Source organism: Pseudorhodoferax sp. LjRoot39 (assembly GCF_964253035.1).
Lineage (GTDB): Bacteria > Pseudomonadota > Gammaproteobacteria > Burkholderiales > Burkholderiaceae_C > Pseudorhodoferax.
Genome location: NZ_CAXUQL020000001.1, coordinates 6,060,753 through 6,082,118 on the forward strand (window position 1 = coordinate 6,060,753; position 21,366 = coordinate 6,082,118).

At 72.1% G+C, this 21,366-nt stretch carries 19 protein-coding genes; 10 read left to right on the top strand and 9 right to left on the bottom strand.

Annotated elements, in window-relative coordinates:
* Positions 1–43 precede the first annotated feature (43 nt).
* A complete protein-coding gene (locus ACSQ4M_RS28285; protein ID WP_436192711.1) occupies positions 44–1,699 on the bottom strand; it encodes an acyl-CoA dehydrogenase family protein in 1,656 nt (551 codons plus the stop codon).
* A gap of 122 nt (positions 1,700–1,821) precedes the next feature.
* Here ACSQ4M_RS28285 and dinB point away from each other — a divergent pair, with 122 nt between their 5' ends.
* Together dinB and ACSQ4M_RS28295 are read left to right on the top strand one after the other, a co-directional pair.
* Complete coding sequence (dinB, locus tag ACSQ4M_RS28290; RefSeq protein ID WP_436192712.1) at positions 1,822–3,024, top strand: DNA polymerase IV; 1,203 nt, start codon at positions 1,822–1,824, stop codon at positions 3,022–3,024.
* Between the two features lie 188 nt (positions 3,025–3,212).
* Positions 3,213–4,646 (top strand): YncE family protein, encoded by a 1,434-nt coding sequence (locus tag ACSQ4M_RS28295; protein ID WP_436192713.1) that lies wholly within the window; start codon positions 3,213–3,215, stop codon positions 4,644–4,646.
* A gap of 67 nt (positions 4,647–4,713) precedes the next feature.
* On the opposite strand, the gene ACSQ4M_RS28300 is transcribed toward ACSQ4M_RS28295, so the two are convergent.
* From ACSQ4M_RS28300 to ACSQ4M_RS28315, 4 genes are all read right to left on the bottom strand, one after another.
* The gene (locus ACSQ4M_RS28300) at positions 4,714–5,559 is read right to left on the bottom strand and encodes an alpha/beta hydrolase (protein WP_436192714.1); all 846 of its coding nucleotides are present in this window, start codon (positions 5,557–5,559) and stop codon (positions 4,714–4,716) included.
* Positions 5,556–6,350 carry an ABC transporter ATP-binding protein gene (locus tag ACSQ4M_RS28305; RefSeq protein WP_436192715.1) on the bottom strand — a complete coding sequence of 265 codons (795 nt, stop codon included), beginning with the start codon at positions 6,348–6,350 and terminating at the stop codon, positions 5,556–5,558. Before ACSQ4M_RS28305 ends, ACSQ4M_RS28300 begins: the two co-directional genes overlap by 4 nt.
* Before the next feature lie 56 nt (positions 6,351–6,406).
* Entirely contained in the window at positions 6,407–7,477 is a 1,071-nt protein-coding gene (locus ACSQ4M_RS28310) for a FecCD family ABC transporter permease (protein WP_436192716.1), read from the bottom strand.
* A 186-nt stretch (positions 7,478–7,663) separates the two neighbouring features.
* Positions 7,664–8,764, bottom strand: coding sequence for an ABC transporter substrate-binding protein (locus ACSQ4M_RS28315; protein ID WP_436192717.1), 1,101 nt, complete (start codon positions 8,762–8,764; stop codon positions 7,664–7,666).
* Positions 8,765–9,023: 259 nt separating this feature from the next.
* Here ACSQ4M_RS28315 and ACSQ4M_RS28320 point away from each other — a divergent pair, with 259 nt between their 5' ends.
* The 8 genes from ACSQ4M_RS28320 to ACSQ4M_RS28355 are packed head-to-tail and all read left to right on the top strand — an operon-like array spanning position 9,024 to position 19,376.
* Positions 9,024–9,932: an alpha/beta hydrolase gene (locus ACSQ4M_RS28320; RefSeq protein ID WP_436192718.1), complete on the top strand. Its 909-nt coding sequence runs from the start codon at positions 9,024–9,026 to the stop codon at positions 9,930–9,932.
* A gap of 2 nt (positions 9,933–9,934) precedes the next feature.
* On the top strand, positions 9,935–11,158 hold the full coding sequence (locus tag ACSQ4M_RS28325; RefSeq protein WP_436192719.1) for an MFS transporter: 1,224 nt from the start codon (positions 9,935–9,937) through the stop codon (positions 11,156–11,158).
* A 56-nt stretch (positions 11,159–11,214) separates the two neighbouring features.
* Positions 11,215–12,855, top strand: coding sequence for a (2,3-dihydroxybenzoyl)adenylate synthase (locus ACSQ4M_RS28330; protein WP_436192720.1), 1,641 nt, complete (start codon positions 11,215–11,217; stop codon positions 12,853–12,855).
* A 3-nt stretch (positions 12,856–12,858) separates the two neighbouring features.
* Positions 12,859–13,095 (top strand): phosphopantetheine-binding protein, encoded by a 237-nt coding sequence (locus ACSQ4M_RS28335; RefSeq protein WP_436192721.1) that lies wholly within the window; start codon positions 12,859–12,861, stop codon positions 13,093–13,095.
* Positions 13,092–17,006 (top strand): amino acid adenylation domain-containing protein, encoded by a 3,915-nt coding sequence (locus tag ACSQ4M_RS28340; protein ID WP_436192722.1) that lies wholly within the window; start codon positions 13,092–13,094, stop codon positions 17,004–17,006. The genes ACSQ4M_RS28335 and ACSQ4M_RS28340 overlap by 4 nt, the downstream gene beginning before the upstream one ends.
* Positions 16,997–18,199 (top strand): isochorismate synthase, encoded by a 1,203-nt coding sequence (locus ACSQ4M_RS28345; protein WP_436192723.1) that lies wholly within the window; start codon positions 16,997–16,999, stop codon positions 18,197–18,199. The genes ACSQ4M_RS28340 and ACSQ4M_RS28345 overlap by 10 nt, the downstream gene beginning before the upstream one ends.
* Positions 18,196–18,843, top strand: a complete 648-nt coding sequence (locus ACSQ4M_RS28350) for an isochorismatase family protein (RefSeq protein ID WP_436192724.1) — start codon at positions 18,196–18,198, stop codon at positions 18,841–18,843. The genes ACSQ4M_RS28345 and ACSQ4M_RS28350 overlap by 4 nt, the downstream gene beginning before the upstream one ends.
* Positions 18,840–19,376: a hypothetical protein gene (locus tag ACSQ4M_RS28355; RefSeq protein ID WP_436192725.1), complete on the top strand. Its 537-nt coding sequence runs from the start codon at positions 18,840–18,842 to the stop codon at positions 19,374–19,376. The genes ACSQ4M_RS28350 and ACSQ4M_RS28355 overlap by 4 nt, the downstream gene beginning before the upstream one ends.
* A gap of 4 nt (positions 19,377–19,380) precedes the next feature.
* Here ACSQ4M_RS28355 and ACSQ4M_RS28360 read toward each other — a convergent pair whose 3' ends face one another.
* The 4 genes from ACSQ4M_RS28360 to ACSQ4M_RS28375 all read right to left on the bottom strand — a co-directional run bounded on the left by ACSQ4M_RS28360 (position 19,381) and on the right by ACSQ4M_RS28375 (position 21,305).
* Positions 19,381–19,701 (bottom strand): DUF2845 domain-containing protein, encoded by a 321-nt coding sequence (locus ACSQ4M_RS28360; RefSeq protein ID WP_436192726.1) that lies wholly within the window; start codon positions 19,699–19,701, stop codon positions 19,381–19,383.
* Between the two features lie 16 nt (positions 19,702–19,717).
* Positions 19,718–20,134: a type II toxin-antitoxin system tRNA(fMet)-specific endonuclease VapC gene (gene vapC, locus ACSQ4M_RS28365; RefSeq protein WP_436192727.1), complete on the bottom strand. Its 417-nt coding sequence runs from the start codon at positions 20,132–20,134 to the stop codon at positions 19,718–19,720.
* Positions 20,122–20,361 (bottom strand): antitoxin, encoded by a 240-nt coding sequence (locus ACSQ4M_RS28370; protein ID WP_436192728.1) that lies wholly within the window; start codon positions 20,359–20,361, stop codon positions 20,122–20,124. The genes vapC and ACSQ4M_RS28370 overlap by 13 nt, the downstream gene beginning before the upstream one ends.
* A 77-nt stretch (positions 20,362–20,438) precedes the next feature.
* The gene (locus ACSQ4M_RS28375) at positions 20,439–21,305 is read right to left on the bottom strand and encodes an alpha/beta fold hydrolase (RefSeq protein ID WP_436192729.1); all 867 of its coding nucleotides are present in this window, start codon (positions 21,303–21,305) and stop codon (positions 20,439–20,441) included.
* Positions 21,306–21,366 lie beyond the last annotated feature (61 nt).

Below are 21,366 nucleotides of genomic sequence, written 5' to 3' on the forward strand. Positions count from 1 at the left end.
CGATTCCTAGAGAGCAGTGGTGAAACGGTAAAAAAAACGGTAGTCAGGCCAGGGCCTTCTCGAAGAGGCCGCGGGCGATGACCTTGAGCGCCAGAGTTTCCTCGGCGCCCTCGAAGATGGACAGCACGCGGGCGTCCACGAAGTAGCGGCTCACCGGCGTCTCCTCGGCGTAGCCCATGCCGCCGTGCAGCTGCAGGGCCTCGCGCGTGAGCAGTTCGGCCGAGCGGCAGGCCAGCAGCTTGATCTGCGCGGCCTCGATGCGGCCGTCGGCAGCCTCCAGCCGGCTGCCGACCGCATACGCGGTCTGGCGGCAGGCCGCCAGGCGCGCAGCCATGTGGGCCAGCTTGGACTGCGTGAGCGGGAAGCTGATGAGCGGCTGGCCGAAGACCTTGCGGTCTTGCGTGTAGCGCAGCGCCTCGCGCAACGCGGCGCGCATGACGCCGGTGGCGCGCGCCGAGGTCTGCATGCGCCCGCCGACCATGCCGGCCATGTTGAAGTAGAAGCCTTTGCCCAGGCCGGCCTCGCCGCCCAGCACATGGCTGTCGGGCACGAAGAAGTCCTCGAACGCGAGTTCATAGGAATGCATGCCGCGGTAGCCGATGGTCGGGATGGCCTTGCCGCGCAGGCGGCCTCCACCTTCGGGCTGGAAGTCGAAGGCGTGGTCCTCGGTCGAGGGTTTCTCGACCAGCAGGATGGACAGGCCCTTGTAGCCGGCCGCCTTGTCGGGATCGGTGCGCGCCACCACCATGAGCAGCCCGGCCTTGCCGGCGAAGGTGCACCAGGTCTTGGCACCGTCCAGCCGCCAGCCGCCCGCCACGCGCGTGGCCTTGAGCGCCAGGCTGGCCACGTCCGAGCCGTGGTCGGGTTCGGTCATGGCGATCGCGCAGAGCGGCGCGCCAGCGGCGATCTTCGGCAGGAAGGCCTGCTTCTGTTCCTCGGTGCCGCCCGCGAGCAGCGCGCGCGACAGGATCTCGGGCCGCGTGATCAGGCTGCCGGCCGCGCCCAAAGAGGCCTCGGACAGCGCCTCGGTCACCGCGATCATCATGGCAGTGTCGTCGTGCTGGCCGGGTGCGCTGCCGCCGTATTCCTGCGGGATCGACAGGCCGAACACGCCCATCTCGCGCAGCGGGCCGAGGATGGTCTCGGGAATCGTCAGGTCCTGCGCATGGATCTCGGCGGCCAGCGGCGCGACGACCTCCAAGCCGAAGCGGTGGAACGCGTCACGCGCCATGGCCACCTCCGCGCTGACCGTGACGGGGCCGATCTCGGACTCGGCCGCAGCGAGTGCGCGCGTGGCGGCCGCCAGCGCGGCGGGGCCGGCCGCGGCGCGGCGCAGCGCCGGCCATTGCGGGTCGGCGGCCCAGGAGCGCAGCGGGGCGCCATCCAGGTCGGCGTCGATGGCCACGGATTCGAGACGCCCCAGCACCGCACGCATGGCCTCGGTCGCGAACAGCAGCGCCAGCGCGCGGTCCAGGCCGGCGGCGGCGGGGGCCTGCAGCACGGTCTGCGCGGCCAGCAGCTCGGCACTGGCCCAGGCCAGCTCGTAGGACACGCCCTGGGCCGCGTCCAGCGCGGCCGGATCGAGCCGGCCGGCGTTGCCGCAGCGCCGCGCCACAGCCTGCACGGCGGTGTCGAACAGGGCCTGCAGGCCATCGCGCAGGCGGCGGGCAGCGTCAACGAGGTCCGGGTCGGACGTCATGGAAAAGGGCTCCGAGGGGGTGGGGTCGGAGGCGATGATAGCGACAGGGCCGACGCCCCCTGTACCCATCGGCTCAAAACCCGACACTGTATACCACCGCGATCCGCTCGTCGCCAGCACGTATGCTCGCGGGCTTGACCCCGCCTGCGCCCCTGCCCCGCCGCATTGCCCACCTCGACATGGATGCGTTCTACGCCTCCGTCGAACTGCTGCGCTACCCGCAGTTGAAGGGCCTGCCCGTGGTGATCGGCGGCGGCCGGCGCCGGACCGACAGCGTGCTGGCGCAGCGCGAGAACCTGCCGGTGGAGGCGTTCCCGCTGCTGGGCGACTACGTGGGCCGCGGCGTCATCACCACCGCCACCTACCCCGCGCGCGCCTTCGGCGTGGGCTCGGCCATGGGCATGATGAAGGCGGCCAAGCTGTGTCCGCAAGCCATCCTGCTGCCGGTGGACTTCGACGAGTACCGGCGCTTCTCGCGCATCTTCAAGAGCACCATCCTGGAGATCGCGCCGCGCATGGAGGACCGCGGCGTGGACGAGGTGTACGCGGACTTCACCGACGTGCCCGGCGGCCAGCGCGAGGGCGGCCGCGTGCTGGCCCGGCTGATCCAGAAGTCGATCTTCGAGCGCACCGGCCTGACCTGCTCCATCGGCGTGGCGCCCAACAAGCTCATCGCCAAGATGGCCAGCGAGTTCGACAAGCCCAACGGCATCTCCATCGTGCATGAGGCCGACCTCGAGACCCGCATCTGGCCGCTGCCCGCGCGCAAGATCAACGGCATCGGCCCCAAGGCCGACGCCAGGCTGCAGGCGCTGGGCATCACGACCATCGGCGAGATGGCCGCCAAGGACCGCGCCTGGCTGGTCGAGCATTTCGGCCGGGCCTACGGGGCCTGGATGCACGAGGCCTCCTGGGGCCGCGACAGCCGGCCCGTGGTGACCGAGAGCGAGCCCGTCTCCATGAGCCGCGAGACCACCTTCGAGCGCGACCTGCACGCCGTGCGCGACCGCGCCGAGCTCTCGGCCATCTTCACGCAGCTGTGCGAGAAGGTCGCAGAAGACCTGCAGCGCAAGGGCTACGTGGGCAAGACCATCGGCATCAAGCTGCGCTTCGACGACTTCAAGATCGCCACGCGCGACCAGACCATCGCCCAGCACACGGCCGATGCGCGGCTCATCCGCCAGACGGCGGGACAGTGCTTGAAACGCGTGCCACTGGAGCGGCGCCTGCGGCTGCTGGGCGTGCGCGTGGGCACATTGGCCCGGCCGCAGGAACTCGCACAGCAGGCCGAAGCGCCGTTGCCCGTCACGGGCGAGCTGTTCTGACGCTGGCGCAATGCAAAGAATTGCGAAGTAAGGGCATTCGCCCCGGGGCCAGGCCACACGACATTTAGAATCTTCTGCCAATACAAATCATTCTCATCCACTTTGCGCACCCGGCCTGCCCGGATTGCTGCAGTGCCACGGCCGACGACGGCCGTGCGCCGTTTTTCTTCAACCACTTGGGAGATTGCATGAACAACCGACGTACTGCTGCACGCTGGGCCCGCCCGGTCCAGACGGTGCTGGCCGTGGCCATGGCCCTGGGCCTGGCGGCCTGCGCTTCGGGCCCGCAGTTCGACGCCAACGACGCCGCCTTCAAGGGACGCATCAGCGTGACGGACACGCCAGTCGTGCTGGCAGGCAAGCCCGTGACGCTGGCTGGCCGCGACTTCAAGCCGGGCCAGAAGGTCACGGTGAGCTACGGCGGCGTGGCCCTGGGCCAGACCGCCACGGCCGACAAGGACGGCAACTTCCGCACCCAGTTCGTGCTGCCGGCCAACGCCGACGTCGGCCGCTATTCGCTGGTGGCCAGCGCCGCCGAACCGGCCGCCTCGCTGCTGGTGCCGCTCAAGATCTCGCCGAACGTGCCGCTGTCGGGCCAGGAACGCTTCAACGTGCAGTCGCAGACGCTGGTGCCGGGCCTGTACCAGGCTGGCTACTCGGCCAAGAGCAACGCCGTGTTCGTGACCTCGGCCGTGGGCCGCCCGCCCGTCACACGCAGCGAGCTCGTGAAGGTCAACGCCCAGACGCTGGCGATCGAGCAGCGCGTGACGGCCCCCGTGGCCCCCACGCCGCCGGCCCGTCCGGGCGCCCCCGCCCCTGCCGCCAACGCGCAGCCGGGCGTCTACGCGGTCTACGGCGTGGGCGTGGACGATGCCAACGGCAACGTCTGGGTCACCAACACGCGCCAGGACACGGTGGCGGTGTACCGCCAGTCCGACCTGGCCGTCGTCAAGCAGTTCGAGCCCGGCGTGGTGCCGCATGCGCGCGACGTGCTGGTCGACGACGTGCAAGGCAAGGCCTACGCCTCGCCGGTCGGTGAGCCGCAGATCGCGGTGTTCAACACCAAGACCCCGGCCCTGCTGAAGAACATCGCCATCCAGACCGGCATCCGCGGCCCGCAGGCGAAGGACTTCTCGCCCATGAGCCTGGCGCTGGACAAGGCCTCCAGCCGCCTGTTCGTGGTCAGCTCCGGCGGCGAAGTCGCTGTGATCAACACCAGGACCGACACCGTCGAGAAGGTGTTCGCGGTGGAAGGCGCCGTGTCGGCCTCGGGCATCGCCTACGACGCCCAGACCGACCGCGTGTTCGTCGCGGCCCAGGGCTCGGACAACGTGGTCATCGTCGACGTCAAGACCGGCAAGGTGTTCAAGGACGTGAAGGTCGGTGCCGGCACGTTGAACGTGAGCTTCGACCCCGCCAAGCGCCTGGCCTACGCCGCCAACCGCGCCAGCGACACCGTGACCATCCTGGACGCAGACGGCAAGATCGTCGGCAACCTGGACGTGGGCAGCTTCCCCAACCACATCGCCGTCGACGGCAAGGGCACGGCCTACACGGTCAACAAGGCGCGCGGCTCGGAAGACGGCGAAGGCGACCGCATCGGCCGCATCGTGACGCGCTGAGCGCCAGTTGCACCAACGCAAACGCCCCGGGCTGCAAAGCCCGGGGCGTTTTTTCATGGGGGCCGTGTCAGGAGCAGGCCAGGCGCAAGCTGCGCTGCGCGGCGACCAGCACGACGGAGGCATGGTCCTCGTCGGGGAACAGCCGGAACACGGCCTGCGCGTCGCCGAGCCAGGTGCGCAGGTCGGCGGCGAGTGCCTGCGCGCCGCCCACCATGTCGCGCCGCGCGCGGCGCGCCACCAGGTCCGCGTGGCCGGGCTGGCTGCGCTGCCAGGGCGGGATCTCCTTCTCCCACTCGCCCACCGCGAGCAACACGCGCAGGCCGGTGCGGCCAGGCAGCGTGGCGGCCAGCGCGGCCCGCAGGCCGGCCTCGTCCCACCAGACCGAGGGGCTGATGGCGGCCCAGCAGCGGAAGGCGTCCGGCCGCGCGGCCAGCGCCCGCAGCGCGAAATGGCCGGCCAGCGAGTGGCCGAACAGGGTCTGGCGCGCCGCATCCAGCGGGAACTCGGCGCGCAGCGCGGGGCCCAGCTCGTCGGCCAGGAAAGACAGCAGGGCCGGCCCGCCGCCCACGGTGCCGGCCGCGGGCGCCGGCTCGCCCGCGGGCGGGCCGAACGTGAAGTCGCGCCGGCGCAGCGCGTCGTCGTACAGGCTGTCGCCGTCGTGCGCGATGCCGACCACCGCCATCGGCTGGATGCCGGTCGCATCCGGCCGCCGGCCGGAGCGCTGCGCCAGTTCCACGAAGGTGGCGAACAGCGCATTGGCATCGAGCACGTAGACCGCGGGAAAGCCGCCGGGCGGCGGCGTGCCGGAGGGCAGCCAGACGCTGATGCGGTAGCGCTGGCCATTGGCCTGGGCCAGCCAGCGCCGGGTTTGCGCGCGCGGCAGTTCCACCGCGGACCAGTGGCCTGCGCTCACAGCGTGTCGTCCACCATGATCTGCAGCCCACCGCGCGAGCAATGCTCCACGCGCGCCTGCACGCCGTAGACCTGGGCCAGCGAGGCCGGCGTGATGGCCTCGCCCGGCGTGCCGGTGGCCACCACCGCGCCCTTGGCCAGCATCACGATGCCGTCCGACCAGCGCGCCGCGATCTGCAGGTCGTGCAGCACCATGATGGCCATCATGCCGCGTTCGCGTGCGAGCTCCTGCACGAGGCGCATCACGCGCAGCTGGTGCTGCAGGTCAAGCGCGCTGATGGGCTCGTCCAGCAGCAGCACGCGCGGCTCGCGCACCAGGGCCTGGGCCAGCGACACGAGCTGGCGCTGGCCGCCCGAGAGATGGTCCAGCCCCTCCAGCGCCAGGTGCAGGATGCCCACGCGCTGCAGGATGGCCACGGCGCGCTGCTGTGCGGCGGCGTGGCTGTCGCCGTCGGGGTGGCCCGTGGCTGAAGCTTGCAGCGCGCCCAGCACGCTTTCGAGCACCGACAGCGCCACGCCCTGCGGCAGCGTTTGCGGCATGTAGGTCACGCGGCGCGCGTGTTCAGCCAGCGGCAGGCCCACCAGCTCCTGGCCTGCGAGCTTGACCGAGCCGCGCGCGGGCTGCAGGCCGGCCAGCGCGCGCATCAGCGTGCTCTTGCCGGCCGCGTTGGGGCCGACCAGGGACAGCACCTCGCCGGCGCGGATGTCGGGCAGGTCCAGGCCCTGGATGATCTGGCGGTCCTTGTAGCCCGTGGCCAGGCCACGGACCTGCAATACGTCGGCGCCAATCACTGGACAACCTTCGCCTTCGGCTCCAGAGCGAGCGCCTTCGGGCGGCCGGGCGGCGCTCATGCGCGATCCTTGCGGCGGAAGATCAGGAACAGAAAGACGGGCACGCCCACGATGGCCGTCACGATGCCGACCGGCATGATCGCGCCCGGCACCAGGGTCTTGCTGGCCACCGAGGCCAGCGACATGATCAGCGCGCCGCACAGCAGGCTGGCCGGCAGCAGGAAGCGGTGGTCCTCGCCCAGCAGCAGCCGCGCCATGTGCGGGCCGACCAGGCCGATGAAGCCGATGGTGCCCGCGAAGGCCACCGAGGTCGCGGCCAAGAGGCTCACACGCAGCAGCGCCAGGAAGCGCAGCCGCCCCACGTCCACACCGAAGCTGCGCGCGCGGTCCTCGCCCAGGCGCAGCGAGGTCATGCGCCCGGCCGCCAGCAGCGAGAACGGCACGACCACGGCCAGCACCACGCCCAGCACGCCCAGGTGGCCCCAGGTGGCGCGCGACAGCGAGCCCATGCTCCAGAACACCAGCTGCTGCAGCGCCTCCTGCGAGGACACGAACTGCACCAGCGCGACCAGCGCGTTGAACGCGAACACCAGCGCGATGCCCAGCAGCACCACGGTCTCCACGCCGGCACTGCGCCGGCGCGCCATCAGCTGCAGCAGCAGCACCGAGCCGAAGGCGAACACGAAGGCGTTGATCGGCACCATCCATTCCAGCGGCACGAAGGGCAGGCTGATGCCCATCACGATGGCCAGCGCCGCGCCGAACGAGGCGGCCGAGGACACGCCCAGCGTGAAGGGGCTGGCCAGCGGGTTGTTCAGGATGGTCTGCATCTCGGCACCGGCCAGCGACAGCGCGGCGCCCACCAGCACGGCCATCAGCGCATAGGGCAGGCGCACCTGCCAGACGATGGCCTGCTGCGGCAGGCTCAGCGTCTCGGGCGACCACAGGCCGCCAATCACCTGCGCGGCCGTCAGCGAGGACGGGCCGGTCACGAGGTCGAGCAGGAAGGCCGCCACGCACAGCACGGCCAGGCCGGCCACGGTGAACACGCGCCGCGCGACGATGCGGCGGTAGGCGGCCAGCACCTCGTCCGCGCCCATGCGCGGCGCGGTCAACTCAGTTCCCATTTCAGTTGTCCATGGCGCAATGCGCCACCCTCAAAGTACGAAACCGGATAGCAAGGCGCTGCTCGAACGGCCGCGGAGCGGGCCATGCCAGCAGACGCCGCGGAACTGGCTCTGCCAGGCCGCTGGCGGCGCCCCTGGAGGGGGATGGGATGTCTACACGCAGTGAGACATCCAAACGGGGTGGTTTCATTTCAAGCCGGTCCAGCCCGTGCCCTGGTAGGGCACGGCCAGGAACTGCTGGTTGATCTCGGCCAGCGTCCTGGCCGGGTCCACGTCCTTGAACAGCGCGGGGTGGATCCAGGTCGCGAAGGCCTCGACGGCCACGATGTCGATAGGCGAGTTGATGAGCTGGTGCGCCAGGCCGAAGCTGTTGCCGCTCTTTACGGCCGACAGCTGGGCGATGCCCTGGCGCTGCACGATGGCCGCCAGCGAGGCGCGTGCGCGTGCGGCGTCGTAGCCCGCACCCAGCACCAGGCCGCCGGCCTTCTCCAGGTGCGCGCCGCCGGTGGCGATGTAGACCTGGGGGTCGCGCGAGATCACGTACTCGATGTTGAGCTTGCCGACCGGCGCCTTGAGCACGTCGGCGCCGATGTTGTGGCCGCCCACGAAGTCGATGTACTCGCCCATGTTGCCCTTGCCCGGCGAGTTGCAGCAGTCCTTGCTGATGCCGGCATGGGCTTCCAGGAACACGGTGGGCCGGTCGCTCGGCGCGAGCTTGGCCACGCGCTGGGCGATCCTGTCCAGATGCTGGCGCCGGAACGCGACATAGGCCTCGGCCTTGGCCTGGCCACCCGTCAGCTGGCCCAGGATGCGCAGGCTCGCGTCCTGGTTCTTGAACGGGTTGTCGAAGAAGTCGATGAACACCACCGGGATGCCGGCCGCCTTGAGCTGGGCGGTCTGGGCCTCCGTGGGGCCGGAGCCGACCGAGACCACGGCCACGTCAGGCGCGGCGGACAGCACGGCCTCCAGGTTGAAGCTGCCGGCCGAGGACGCCACCTGCGGCACGCTGCGCAGCGCCGGAAACTTGGCGACGAACTGGGCGTAGGTGGCATCGCCGATGCGGTGCACGTCGCGCGGCCAGGCCGCCAGCCACTTCACCGGGTCGGCCTGGATCAGCGACAGCGCCACCAGGAAGCGGCCGTCGTCGATGGAGATCTTGCGCACCTGGTCGGGCACGGTCACCTTGCGGCCGTTCAGGTCGGTGAGCTCCGCCGCGCCAGCGGGGGAAACCAGGGCGGCCAGCACCAGGCCGCAGGCCAGGAGGACGCGGTACAGGCTAGTTTTCAAGAACGATTCCTATCTGCAAGGCAAACCGCGGATGTTGCCACAGGGCCCTGCGCGCCCTGCCCCGGCCAGCCCTACGCCAATGCAAAGTATTGCGAAGCAAAGGCCCGACCGGCGCCACGGCCATCGCCGGCACCTAGAATCCGGCAGTACAAATCATTCTCAACTGGCTGGTGGGCCGCCTCGCGTGGTCCCAGCGCAGGGCCCTGGCTCCGGCACCGTCCGGCGTGGCGGTCCGCCGTCAACCCAGCCGCCGGAGCCCGTGATCCCCAGTTCTTCGTCTTCGTTTGTCCCGTTGCCGCGCCGCAGCCTGCTGCTGGCGCTGGCGGGCGCCGGCCTCGCGGCCTGCGGCGCGCCCGGCCCGGCCGCCATGCCCAACCGCCGCACCCAGTTCAGCCTCGCCTCCGCCGACGGCCAGCGCCGCTACCGCGTGCAGCTGGCGCTGCCCGGCACACCACCGCCGGCCGCGGGCTACCCGCTGCTCGTGATGCTGGACGGCAATGCCGCCATGGCCGCGCTGAGCGACGAGATACTGGCCGGCCAGACCCTCGCCATCGCCGCGCTGGGCTACGAGACCGAGGAGCGCAACGAGATCAACCAGGCCCGCGCCTTCGACTACACACCGCCCGTGCCCGGCGAGCAGCCGACCTGGGACGACGCCCAGCGCCAGCGCCCCGGCGGCGGCGCCGACCTGTTTCTGGACCTCGTGGAGCAGCAGGTGCTGCCCGCCATCCGCAGCCAGGTGCCCTGCGACCCGGCCCGCAGCACGCTCTGGGGCCATTCCTATGGCGGCCTGTGTGCGCTGTACGCGCTGTTCACGCGGCCGCAGCTGTTCACGCGCTATGCCGCGGCCGACCCCTCGCTGTGGTGGCACGACGGCTTCCTGCTGTCGGTGGAAGAGCGGGCGCGCCCGCTGCCGCCAGGGCGGAGCACGCAGGTGCTGCTGATGGCCGGCGGTGCCGGCACGGCCACCCGTTCGCAGCGCCCCGGCATGGAAGAGCAGGCGCGCAACCGCCGCGCCATGCTCAGCGACGCCACGCCCCACCTGGCCGAGCGCCAGGCGCAGCGCGCCGGCATGGCGCTGCGCTACCAGGCCTTCCCTGGCGTGGGCCACGGCCCGATGCGGCCGGCCTCGATCCCGCCCACGCTGGCCTTCGCCGCTGCCGCATGACCATGGACGCCACCTCTCCTCCCACGGCCGTCCCGGCCACGCCGCCGCCCATGCGCGCGCTGGTCTTCGCCGCGCTCACGGGCACCATGGCCATGATGGCCTTCGTCGCCGTGGTCGGCCCCATCGTGCGCCGGCTCGCGCTGCCCGAATGGGTGGCCGGCCTGTCGGTCACGGCCGGCGGCCTGCTCTGGATGCTGCTGGCGCGCTGGTGGGGCGGCGTGGGCGACCGGCGCGGCCGCAAGCCCGTGCTGCTGATCGGCTTCGCAGCCTTCGCCGTTGCTTATTGGGTGCTGGCCGTCGGCATCGACCTCGCGCTGCACCAGAAGATCGGCGGCCTGGCCGCGCTGGCGCTGCTGGTCGGTGCGCGCGCCATGATCGGCGCCTTCTACGCCGCCGTGCCGCCGACCGCGGCCGCCGTGGTGGCCGACCACACGCTGCCGCGCGAGCGCCCTGCCGCCATGGCCAAGCTGGGCTCGGCCAACGCCATGGGCCTGGTGCTGGGGCCGGCCGCGGCCGGCTGGCTGGCAGGGCACGACCTCTCGCTGGCGCTGTACGCTGCGGCGGCGCTGCCCGTCATCGCCTTGGCAGTCGTCTGGTTCTGGCTGCCAGGCGGCAAGCCGGCTGCGGCCAAGCGCCCGCCCGGCGCCAAGCCCATGGGGCTGCTCGATGCGCGCCTGCGCGTGGCTGCGTTGACCGGCTTCGCGGCCATGGGCTCGGTCGCCATCGCCCAGGTGCTGGTCGGCTTCTTCGCGATCGACCGGCTGGCCCTGCCCGTGGACCAGGGCGCGCGCGTGGCCGGCTTGGCGCTGACCTGCGTGGGCTGTGCGCTGATCGTCTCGCAGCAGTGCGTGATGCGCTTCAAGACCGTGCCGCTGGCCCGCTGGATCGTGCTGGGCGCGCTCGTCGCCGGCGGCGGCTTCGCCAGCGTGGCGGCCGTGCAGTCGCAAGGCATGTTGTTGGCCAGCTATGGCGTGGCGGCCTTCGGCATGGGCCTGATCTTCCCGAACTTCCAGGCCATGGCGGCCAATGCCGTGCAACCGCACGAACAGGGTGCGGCCGCCGGGACCTTGTCGGCCGCGCAGGGTCTGGGCATGGTGCTCGGGCCCCTCGTCGGCACGCTGCTGTACCGGGTCTCGCCCGCCATGCCCTACCTGCTCGTGGGCGTCGGGCTGTGGGCCCTGGCCCTGTTTTCCTTCGTGCGCCTGCGGCGCGCGACCACCGCATGAGCGCCGCCCGGCCGCCCGAAGGCGCTCGCACCGAAGGCGAAGCCGAAGGTATTCCGATGACTGAACCCCTGATCCCCCTGCGCCAGACCTGGCCCGCCGAGCTGGCCGCGCGCTACCGCGCGGCCGGCCATTGGCGTGGCGACACCTTCCCCGCCATGCTGCGCGAACGTGCCGCGCGCTTCGCCTCCCGCACCGCCATCGTCGGCGGCGACGAACGCTGGAGCTATGCCGAGCTGCACCGCCGCGCCGAGACCATCGCCGCCGGCCTGCTGGCGCGCGGCCTGCAACCCGGCGAACGCGTGGTCGTGCAGCTGGGCAACATCCCGGCCTTCTACGCCGTGGTGTTCGGCCTGTTCCGGGCGGGCCTGGTGCCGGTCTATGCGCTGCCCGCGCACCGCAGCACCGAGATCGCCCACTTCGTGAAGAAGGCCCAGGCCAGCGCCTATGTGGTCGCCGACAGGTACGACGGCTTCGACTACCGCACCCTGGCCCGCGAGATCCTGGCCATGGACATCGGCCTGCGCGAAGTCGTGGTGGTCGGCGAGGCCCAAGAGTTCACGGCGCTGGCCAGCCTGCAAGGCAACCCCTCCCTGCTGCCCCAGGACGACCCGGAACCGCAGTCCGTCGCCTTCCTGCAGATCTCGGGCGGCTCCACGGGGCTCTCGAAGCTGATCCCGCGCACGCACGACGACTACATCTACAGCTTCCGCGCGTCGAACGCCATCTGCGGCATCCGCGAGGACTCGGTCTACCTCGTCGCGTTGCCGGCCGCGCACAACTTCCCCATGAGTTCGCCGGGTGCCTTCGGCGTGTTCCACGCGGGCGGCACCGTGGTGCTGTCGCCCTCGCCCTCGCCGGACCAGGCCTTCCCGCTGATCGCCCGCGAGCGCGTGACCGACCTCGGCCTGGTGCCGCCGCTGGCCCTGCTGTGGGCCCAGGCCGCCGCCACCACGCCGCACGACCTCAGCAGCCTGCGCGTGCTGCAGGTCGGCGGCGCCAAGCTCACGCCTGAGGCCGCGCGCCGCGTGGTGGCCGGCCTGCCCGTCAAGCTGCAGCAGGTCTTCGGCATGGCCGAGGGCCTGGTCAACTACACGCGGCTGGACGACGACGAGGACACCATCCTCGGCACGCAAGGCCGCGCCATCAGCCCCGACGACGAGGTGCTGATCGTGGACGACGCCGGCAACCCCGTGCCCGAAGGCGAGGTCGGCTACCTGCTCACGCGCGGCCCCTACACCATCCGCGGCTACCACAACGACGAGGCCGCCAACGCGCGCAGCTTCACGGCCGACGGCTTCTACCGCACCGGCGACATGGTGCTGCGCAAGCCCGGCGGCTACCTCGTCGTGCAGGGCCGCGCGCACGACCACATCAACCGCGCGGGCGAGAAGATCTCGGCCGAAGAGGTGGAAGACCACCTGCTGGCCCACCCGCAGGTCTTCGACGTGGCCGTGGTCTCCATCCCCGACGAGTACCTGGGCGAGCGCATCTGCGCCTTCGTGATCCCGCAGGGCGACACCAAGCCGCGCCCGCCCGAGATCAAGGCCTGGATGCGCGGCCGCGGCGTCGCGGCCTTCAAGATCCCGGACCAGATCGTGTTCGTGGCGGCCTTCGACCAGACCGCCGTCGGCAAGACCAGCCGCAAGGAACTGCGCGCCCGTCTGCGCGCCGAATTTCTGGCCAACGAGGCCCAATGACCCATGCCTGAAGCTTTGACCCTGGAACGCATGCGCGCCGACGTGGCCCGCATGCTGCGCGAAGACCCCGCCGACATCGGCCTGGACGACAACCTCATGGACTGGGGCCTGGACTCCATGCGCCTCTTGAACCTCGTGCTGGCCTGGAACGAGGCCGGCCTGCAGCTGGACCTGTCGGAGATCGGTGCCGAGACCTCGCTCAGCGGCTGGTGGAAACTGGTCCAGCAACGCCAGGCATGACAGCAGCATACGCGCGCGACGCCGCGCGCTGGCCGCTGACCGAGGCCCAGAGCGGCCTGTGGTACGCCCAGCAGCTGGCCCCCGCCAACCCGGCCTTCAACTGCGGCCACGCGCTGTGGATCGATGGCCCGCTGGACGTGGCGGCCTTCACGGCCGCCGCCGAACAGGCCGCAGCCGAGTGCGAGTCGCTGGCGCTCGCGCTGTGCGACACGCCCGAAGGCCCGCAGCAGTGGTTCGACGCATCGCGCCGCCCGGCCCTGCAGACCATCGACCTCTCCAGCCACCCGGATGCCGCCGAGCGCGCACTGGCCGCCATGGGCGCGGACATGCAGACGCCGCTGGACCCCACGCGCGACGCACTGGCCGTGCAGCGCCTGTACCGACTGGCCCCCGACCGGCACTGCTGGTACCAGCGCGCCCACCACCTGGCCAGCGACGGCTACGGCATGGCGCTGTGGAGCCAGCGCCTGGCCGAGCTCTACGCCGAACGCATGGCTGATGCCCCCGCACGCACGCCGCTGGCCCCGTTCGCGCAGCTGGTGGCCGAGGACGCGGCCTACCGCGACAGCCCCAAGCGTGCCCAGGACGCCGCCTACTGGCGCGACGCCTTCACACCCATGCCCGAGGTGGCCGGCCTGGCCGCGGGCCGCGCGCACGCGGCGCACACCTGCCACCGCCTCAGCGCCCCGCTGGACGCCGATCTGCGCGCCGCGCTGCTGGCCAAGGCCCAGGCGCTGGACACCAGCTGGCCCGACCTGCTGACCGCATGGACCGCGCTGTACTGCCTGCGCATGGCCACGGCCGAAGCAACCGTGCTCGGCATCCCCTTCATGGGCCGGCTCGGCAGCGCGGCCTCGCGCGCCAGCGCCACCACCATGAACGTGCTGCCGCTCGCGGTGCGTGCCACGCCGGGCCAGCTGCTCGCGGAGTTCACCGAGCAGCTCGTGCGCGCCCAGACCCGCGCGCGCCGCCACGGCCGCTACCGCAGCGAGCAGCTGCGCCGCGACCTGAACCTGCTGGGCGGCCAACGCCGGCTGCATGCCGCGCTCATCAACGTGCAGCCCTTCTATAGGCCGCTGGTGCTGCCGGGCCTGGCCACGCGCCTGGAAGTGCTGGGCACCGGCCCCATCGACGACCTGACCATCGGTTTCCGCGGCGACGGCCAGCAGCAGCTGGAACTGGAGATCGAGGCCAATCCCGGCCTGTACAGCGCCGAGGCCGTGGCCGGCCACCTGGCGCGGCTGCCCGCCTTCCTGCGCGCCGCGTTGACGGCCGAGCGCGTGGACGACATGCCGCTGGCCAGCCCCGAGGAGGCCCAGCGCCACCTGTTCGCGCTCAACGCCACCGACCATGCCGTGCCCGCCACCACGCTGGCCGCGCTGATCGAGGCCCAGATGGCGGCGCGGCCCGAGGCCGTGGCGCTGGCGTTCGAAGGCACCAGCCTCACGTACACCCAGCTGGAGCAGCGCTCGCGCGCACTGGCGCTCACGCTGCGCGCGCGTGGCGTGGGCCGTGACAGCCTCGTGGCCGTGGCGCTGCCGCGCTCGCTGGAGCTGCTGGTCGCGCTCGTGGCCGTGCTGCGCGCGGGCGGTGCCTACCTGCCGCTGGACCTCGCGCACCCGCCCGAGCGGATCGCGCGCGTGGTGGCGTTGTCCAAGCCGGTCTGCGCGCTCGTGCGCGCCGAGGACGCGGCGCGCCTGCCGCCCACGCTCACACGCCTGCGCGCAGCCGACTGGCCCCAGCAATCCGACGCCGCGCTCGACGCCCCGCCCGCCCCGGGCGACGCCGCCTACGTGATCTACACCTCGGGCTCCACGGGCGAACCCAAGGGCGTGCTGGTCGAGCACCAGGCCATCGTCAACCGGCTCGAATGGATGCGCCAGCACTACGGCTTCGCGCCCGACGAGCGCATCCTGCAGAAGACGCCGGCCACCTTCGATGTCTCGGTCTGGGAGTTCTTCCTGCCGCTCATCACGGGCTGCACGCTGGTCATCGCGCCGCCCGAGGCGCACCGCGATCCGGCCGCGCTCGCGCACATCATCCGCGCGCAGCGCATCGGCACCTGCCACTTCGTGCCCTCCATGCTGGCCGCCTTCCTGGCCCACCCGGCCGCGCGCGGGCTCACGATGCAGCGCATCTTCTGTAGCGGCGAGGAACTGCCCGCGCCGCTGCGCGACCGGCTGCACGCCACGCTCACGAGCGAGCTGCACAACCTCTACGGCCCGACCGAGGCGGCCGTCGATGTGAGCTACTGGCCCGCCAGTGCCGACGACCACAGCCGCCCCGTGCCCATCGGCCTGCCGGTCTGGAACACGCGGCTCTACGTGCTGGACGCGCAGATGCGCGCGCTGCCGCCCGGCGTCGCGGGCGACCTCTATCTGGGCGGCGTGCAGCTGGCCCGCGGCTACCTGGGCCGGGACGACCTCACGGTCGAGCGCTTCCTGCCCAACCCGCACCGCCCAGGCGAACGCATCTACAGGACCGGCGACCTCGCGCGCTGGCGTGCCGAGGACGGTGCCGTGGTCTTCCTGGGCCGCAGCGACCACCAGGTCAAGCTGCGCGGCCTGCGCATCGAGCTCGGCGAGATCGAGGCCGCGCTGCACGCCACCGGCCTCGTTGCGCGCGCCGAGGTCATGCTGCGCGAGGACAACGCCGGCGACAAACGCCTGGTGGCCTATGTGCAGCTCAGCGAGATGGGCGCCGCCGCCTCGGCCGAGGAACTGCGCCAGCGCCTGGCCGCCCGTGTGCCCGACTACATGCTGCCCGCGGCCACGGTGGCGCTGTCGGACTGGCCCGTCACCGCCAACGGCAAGCTGGACCGCCAGGCCCTGCCCGCGCCGCGCTTTGCCGACGGCGCAGCGGCTGGCCGCGCCCCGCAAACCGCCACCGAGGAAGCCATCGCCGCGCTGTTCGCCGACCTGCTGCGCCTGCCCGCCGGCACGGTGGTGGGCGCCGAGGCCGACTTCTTCGCACTCGGCGGCGACTCGCTCTCGGCCGTGCAGCTGCTGCTGCAGATCGAGGAACGCTGGCACCGCAACCCGGGCCTGGGTTCGCTGTTCGAAACGCCCACCGTGGCCGCGCTGGCCGCCGCCATCGACGGCGAGGCCGTGCGCTTCGACAGCGGCCTCAAGCCAATCATCCGGCTGGCCGCAGGCGATGCGGCGCAGGACCCGCTGTTCGTCATCCACCCGGCCGGCGGCATCGCCTGGGGCTACCGGCTGCTGGCACGCGCCATCGCACCGGGCCGCAGCGTCTGGGGCCTGCAATCCCCTGCCCTGGCGCCCGAGCATCCGCTGCCCGACGGCATCGAAGCGCTGGCGCAGGACTACGCCGCCCGCGTCGCCACGCTGCAGCCCACCGGCACGCTGCACCTGGCCGGCTGGTCGGTCGGCGGCATCATCGCCCAGGCCATGGCCGTGGCGCTGCAGCAGATGGGCCGCAGCGTCGGCCTGGTCGCGCTGCTGGACGCCTACCCGGCCGACTGCTGGCGCGATGAGCCCGAGCCCACGCCGCTGCAGGCGCTGTGCGCGCTGCTGGCCATCGCGGGCTACGACCCCGAGGGCCACCCCGAACTGGACACGCGCGACAAGGTGATCGACTTCCTGCGCGCCGGCGACACCGCGCTCGGCAACCTGCCCGCCGCTGCGCTGGAGGGCGTGGTCCGCGTGGTGACCGACACCAACCGGTTGATCCGCCAGCACCGCCACCAGCGCATGGCCGGCACGCTGACCCATGTGCGCGCCGCGCGCGACCACGCCGGCAAGCCGCAGCTGCAGGCCGCGCGCTGGCTGGACTACGCCGACCACGTCGACACGCTGGAGGTGCCCATGCTGCATGCGCAGATGACGGGGGCCGACGCCACGGCCCTGATCGCGCCGCTGCTCGCGGCAAGGATGGCCGCATGGGCATGATGCGCGAAGACTTCACGCGGCCCGCGCAACAGACGGACGACGGTCGCACACGCATGCTGCTGCTGTCGCACGCAGGTGGCCTGCTCAGTGAAGGCGTGCAGGCGCAGCTGGCCGTGCCGGCCGCGCAGCTGGGCGACGCCGTCGCGCAGCACTTCGACCGGGCCGCCCCCGATGCACAGCTGGTCGGCGCCCTGCCCTTCGACCGCAACGCCCCGGCGCATCTGCTGGCACCGCGCCGCGTGTGCGACGCCGACACCGCGGCCGCCTGGCTGCATGGCATGGCCCAGCAAGCCGAGGCACCGCAGGACTGGTCGCTGCAGGCCGAGCCCACGCGCGCCGGCTACGCCGCGGCCGTGGCCGAGGCCGTGCAACGCCTGCAGCCGGGCGGCGCCCTGCACAAGGTGGTGCTGGCCCGCACGCTGCGCGCGTGCAGCGCCACGCCCATCAGCCCCTGGTGGCTGGCCCGGCGCCTGGCCGGCGACCCGGGCGTGCTGCGCTACGTGCTGCCGCTGCCCGTGCAGGCCGACGCCGCACCGGCCTGGCTGGTCGGTGCCACGCCCGAACTGCTGCTGTCGCGCCGCGGCGCCACCATCGTCAGCGAGCCGCTGGCCGGCTCCGCCGCGCGCGGCCCCGACCTGGCGGCCAGCGAGGCGCGTGCGCAAGCCCTGCGCGACTCCGCCAAGGACCAGGGCGAGCACCGCTACGTGGTGCAGGCCATCGCCGACCTGCTCGCGCCGCTGTGCCGCCAGCTGCGCGTGCCGGCCACGCCCGCGCTGCACGCCACGGCCAGCATGTGGCACCTGGGCACGCGCATCGAGGGCGAACTCAAGGACGCGTCGCCCGCCGGCCTGCCGCAGGCCAGCGCCGCCGCGCTGGCCGCGCTGCTGCACCCCACGCCCGCGGTCTGCGGCACGCCGCGCGCCACGGCGGCCCAGGCGATCGCCGAACTCGAGCCCGTGCCGCGCGGCTTCTACGCCGGCGCGGTCGGCTGGTGCGATGCCGCCGGCAATGGCGACTGGCATGTGGCGCTGCGCTGCGCCCACGTGCAGGGCCACGAGGCCCGGTTGTTCGCCGGCGCCGGCATCGTGGCCGATTCCCGGCCCGAGGCCGAGGCCGCCGAGACGCGCGCAAAATTCAACGCCATGCTCTACGCGCTGGGCATTCCCCCCGCATTGCTTTTCGACGACCGATGACCGACACCCCACGCCGCCTGCCCAGCATCCCCGCCTACGCGCTGCCGCGCGCCGACGAACTGCCGCCTTCGCGCGCGCCCTGGCGCCTGGAGGCCCCACGTGCCGCGCTGCTCGTGCACGACATGCAGGACTACTTCCTCGCCGCCTTCCCGCCCGCGGCCGAGCCGCTGCAGGGCGCCACCGCCAACCTCGCGCGGCTGCTGGCCTGGGCCCGCGCGGCCGGCGTGCCGGTGTTCTACACGGCCCAGCACGGCAACCAGGACCGGCGCGACCGCGGCCTGCAGGCCGAACTCTGGGGCCCGGGCATGCGCGCCACCGCCGAGCACGAGCAGATCGCCGCCGCGGTGGCGCCGCAGCCCGGCGACCAGGTGCTGACCAAGCACCGCTACAGCGCCTTCCAGCGCAGCAACCTGGAGACGCTGATGCGCGTGCGCGGCCGCGACCAGCTCGTCATCACGGGCGTCTACGCCCACATCGGCTGCCTGTGCACGGCCGCCGAAGCCTTCCAGCGCGACATCGAGCCCTTCTTCGTCGCCGACGCGCTGGCCGATTTCTCGCGCGAGAAGCACGACATGGCGCTGCAATGGGTGGCCGCCACCTGCGGCCAGGTGCTGACCACGGCGCAACTGCTCGAAGCGGCATGAACATGCGCGCATGCCACCGCACCGCACTGCTGGCCTGCGCCGCGGCCTTCGCGCTGCAGGCCCAGGCCCAGAGCCGCCACCCGCTGCTGACGCCGCCCGCCGCCCAGCGCTACCCCGAGGAGTTGAGCAAGGAGATGCAGCGCATCGCCGGCGGCACCACCGCGCAGGAACGCGCAAGGCAGCTGGTCGCCGCGCTGGCGAAGAGCCTGGCGCAGCCGCGTGAAGGCATCCGCACCCTCGTCGTTCCCGAACGGCCCATCGCCGGCCAGCTCTCGGCCGTGGCCATCGTGCCGCCCAGCAGCAAGCCCGGCGTGCCCATCGGGGTGTGCCTGCAACAGGGCATCGTCGGCGAGGACGGCCAGATGACGCACACCAACATCGGCATGCTGCAGATTGCCAGCGACGGCTCGGTCGCGCCGCACCTGTGGACCGGCGAACGCGTCGGCGCCGAGGTCGACGGCAAGCTGCAGGCCGCCTGCGCGCCGTACCGCGCCGGCTACATCACCTACATCCAGAGCGCAGCGCCCGGCTGAAAGGCTATTGCCGCGGCCCGTACTTCATCTCGCGCAGCTCGCCTTCGCGGAACTGCAGGATGGTGATGAACTGCCCGATGCCGGGCTTGTAGGTCCACTCCTCGACCATGTCGCAGGCCACGTGCGGCGGCCGGCCCACCGTGCTGGGCGCGATGCCGATCGGCTTGCAGAAGCTGTCCTTGGCGGCCGGCGCGCCGCACTTGGACTCGATCACGAACTTGGTCTCGCCGATCTGCGCGAAGTCGCGGCCGCAGCGCAGGGATTGGGCGCTGACCTGAGCACCACAGGACAGCAGCGCACAGGCCAGGATCAAGGGCTTCAGCATGGCAACACTCCTCGGGTCACACCCAGTTGTCCAGCACCAGGTCTGGGACCCGCTGGAACTCGCGCACATTGTTGGTCACGAGCACGCACCCCAGGGCCAGCGCGTGCGCGGCGATCAAGGTGTCGAGCGCACCGATCGGCGTGCCCAAACGCTCCAACTGGCTGCGCACCGCACCGTAGTGCCGCATCGCCGCGTCGTCGAAGGCGCACACGTCCAGCGGCGCCAAGAACTTGTCGAGCGCCTGCTGGTTGCGCGCCGACCCGCTCTTGGCCACTCCGAATGCGAGTTCCGCGCCGGTGATGCTGGAGATGCCGACCTCGCCGACCGCGAGCGCCTCGAAACGCACGAACACCTCGGCTGGTCGCCGGTTGATGATGTAGATGCAGGTGTTGGTGTCCAGCAGGTAGCGCGGGCCGGCGCTCAGCGCAGCCATTCTTCGCGCTCCTGCACCGGCGGTTGCTCACGCTCCAGCGCAAAGCCCGGCTCGAATTCGTCCAGCGCCTCGCGCATGAGCTGCCAGGGAGCCGCTGCGGGCAGCAGCAGCACGCCGTTGCCAAAGCGCCGTGCGATCACCTCCTCGCCCTCGAAACGCAGGCTCTTGGGCAGGCGCACAGCCTGGCTGCGGCCGGACATGAACAGCTTGGCGACGGCAGTGGTCATGGTGCACTCCTCGGTTGGTGGTTATCAATGATAACCACCACACCACAACCAGGCCAGGCGCTGGACAATGCCCTTGTTCAGAACCCGGGCGGTGCCGCGGTCAACACAGCGGCCAAAGCCGCGTCGAAGGCCGCGGCGCGCTCGTACTGCACCCAGTGCCCGGCGTCGTCGATCAGCGTCAGCCCCTGGAACTGCGGCCCGCGCGCGAAGGCCTCGGCCAGCAGGTCCATGCGCCCCGTGTACAGCACGTCCTCACGCCCGTAGATCGCCCAGACCGGGCAGCGCACCTGCTGCAGCGCGTCCTTGAGTGCCTCGGTGCGCGCCAGCCGGCGCCGCTGCATGCGGTCGCGCACCACGTTGGCACTGTGCAGGGCCAGCGCGAGTGCGTCGATGGCCTCGGCGCGGTGCAGCATCAGCACGCCCAGGTTGTGGCGGTGCACGGCGTCGCGTGCGGCGGCGTCTTCGAGGTGGCGCCAACCGCGCAGCACGATGCGGCCGGCGTCGGACACGCCCATGGCCGGCGCGCCGACCACCACCAGCCGCGCCGCGCGCTGCGGGTGCGCAGCCGCCAACAGGCCGGCCGTGAGGCCACCGAACGAGAAGCCGACGAGGTCGCAGCGCTGCGGGCCCAGCAGTTCGGCCAGGCCCTGCTCCACCGCGGGTGCCACGTCGTCGGCATCGCCGCCCCCTGGCGGGCGCGCAGAGTCGCCGAAGCCCGGCAGGTCGGGCACCAGCACCTGGCGGCCGGCAGCGACCAGCGCATCGATGTTGCGCACCCAGTGCGTCCAGCCGCCACTGCCGCCGTGCAGCAGCACCACGGGGCCGGCGGGGCCGGCATCGGCCGGACCCCAGCGGTGCCATTGGATGTGGCCATCGCCGCAGGGCGTCTGCAAGGCCTGAGCCGCGGCCTGCAGCCGCGCGATCGGATCGGGAAGAACGGACATTGGCGGTTTATACCGCCGGGCATTTCATGCCCATGTCACCGACGCTCACCAACATGACGGC

Bases quoted from the DNA above. Each gene is read 5' to 3' on its own strand.
- ACSQ4M_RS28360 (WP_436192726.1), bottom strand. From the start codon at position 19,701: ATGCTGAAGCCCTTGATCCTGGCCTGTGCGCTGCTGTCCTGTGGTGCT.
- ACSQ4M_RS28340 (WP_436192722.1), top strand. From the start codon at position 13,092: ATGACAGCAGCATACGCGCGCGACGCCGCGCGCTGGCCGCTGACCGAG.
- ACSQ4M_RS28295 (WP_436192713.1), top strand. From the start codon at position 3,213: ATGAACAACCGACGTACTGCTGCACGCTGGGCCCGCCCGGTCCAGACG.
- dinB (WP_436192712.1), top strand. From the start codon at position 1,822: ATGCTCGCGGGCTTGACCCCGCCTGCGCCCCTGCCCCGCCGCATTGCC.
- ACSQ4M_RS28285 (WP_436192711.1), bottom strand. From the start codon at position 1,699: ATGACGTCCGACCCGGACCTCGTTGACGCTGCCCGCCGCCTGCGCGAT.
- ACSQ4M_RS28325 (WP_436192719.1), top strand. From the start codon at position 9,935: ATGGACGCCACCTCTCCTCCCACGGCCGTCCCGGCCACGCCGCCGCCC.
- ACSQ4M_RS28310 (WP_436192716.1), bottom strand. From the start codon at position 7,477: ATGGGAACTGAGTTGACCGCGCCGCGCATGGGCGCGGACGAGGTGCTG.
- ACSQ4M_RS28350 (WP_436192724.1), top strand. From the start codon at position 18,196: ATGACCGACACCCCACGCCGCCTGCCCAGCATCCCCGCCTACGCGCTG.
- ACSQ4M_RS28335 (WP_436192721.1), top strand. From the start codon at position 12,859: ATGCCTGAAGCTTTGACCCTGGAACGCATGCGCGCCGACGTGGCCCGC.
- ACSQ4M_RS28330 (WP_436192720.1), top strand. From the start codon at position 11,215: ATGACTGAACCCCTGATCCCCCTGCGCCAGACCTGGCCCGCCGAGCTG.
- ACSQ4M_RS28345 (WP_436192723.1), top strand. From the start codon at position 16,997: ATGGGCATGATGCGCGAAGACTTCACGCGGCCCGCGCAACAGACGGAC.
- ACSQ4M_RS28355 (WP_436192725.1), top strand. From the start codon at position 18,840: ATGAACATGCGCGCATGCCACCGCACCGCACTGCTGGCCTGCGCCGCG.
- vapC (WP_436192727.1), bottom strand. From the start codon at position 20,134: ATGGCTGCGCTGAGCGCCGGCCCGCGCTACCTGCTGGACACCAACACC.
- ACSQ4M_RS28375 (WP_436192729.1), bottom strand. From the start codon at position 21,305: ATGTCCGTTCTTCCCGATCCGATCGCGCGGCTGCAGGCCGCGGCTCAG.
- ACSQ4M_RS28370 (WP_436192728.1), bottom strand. From the start codon at position 20,361: ATGACCACTGCCGTCGCCAAGCTGTTCATGTCCGGCCGCAGCCAGGCT.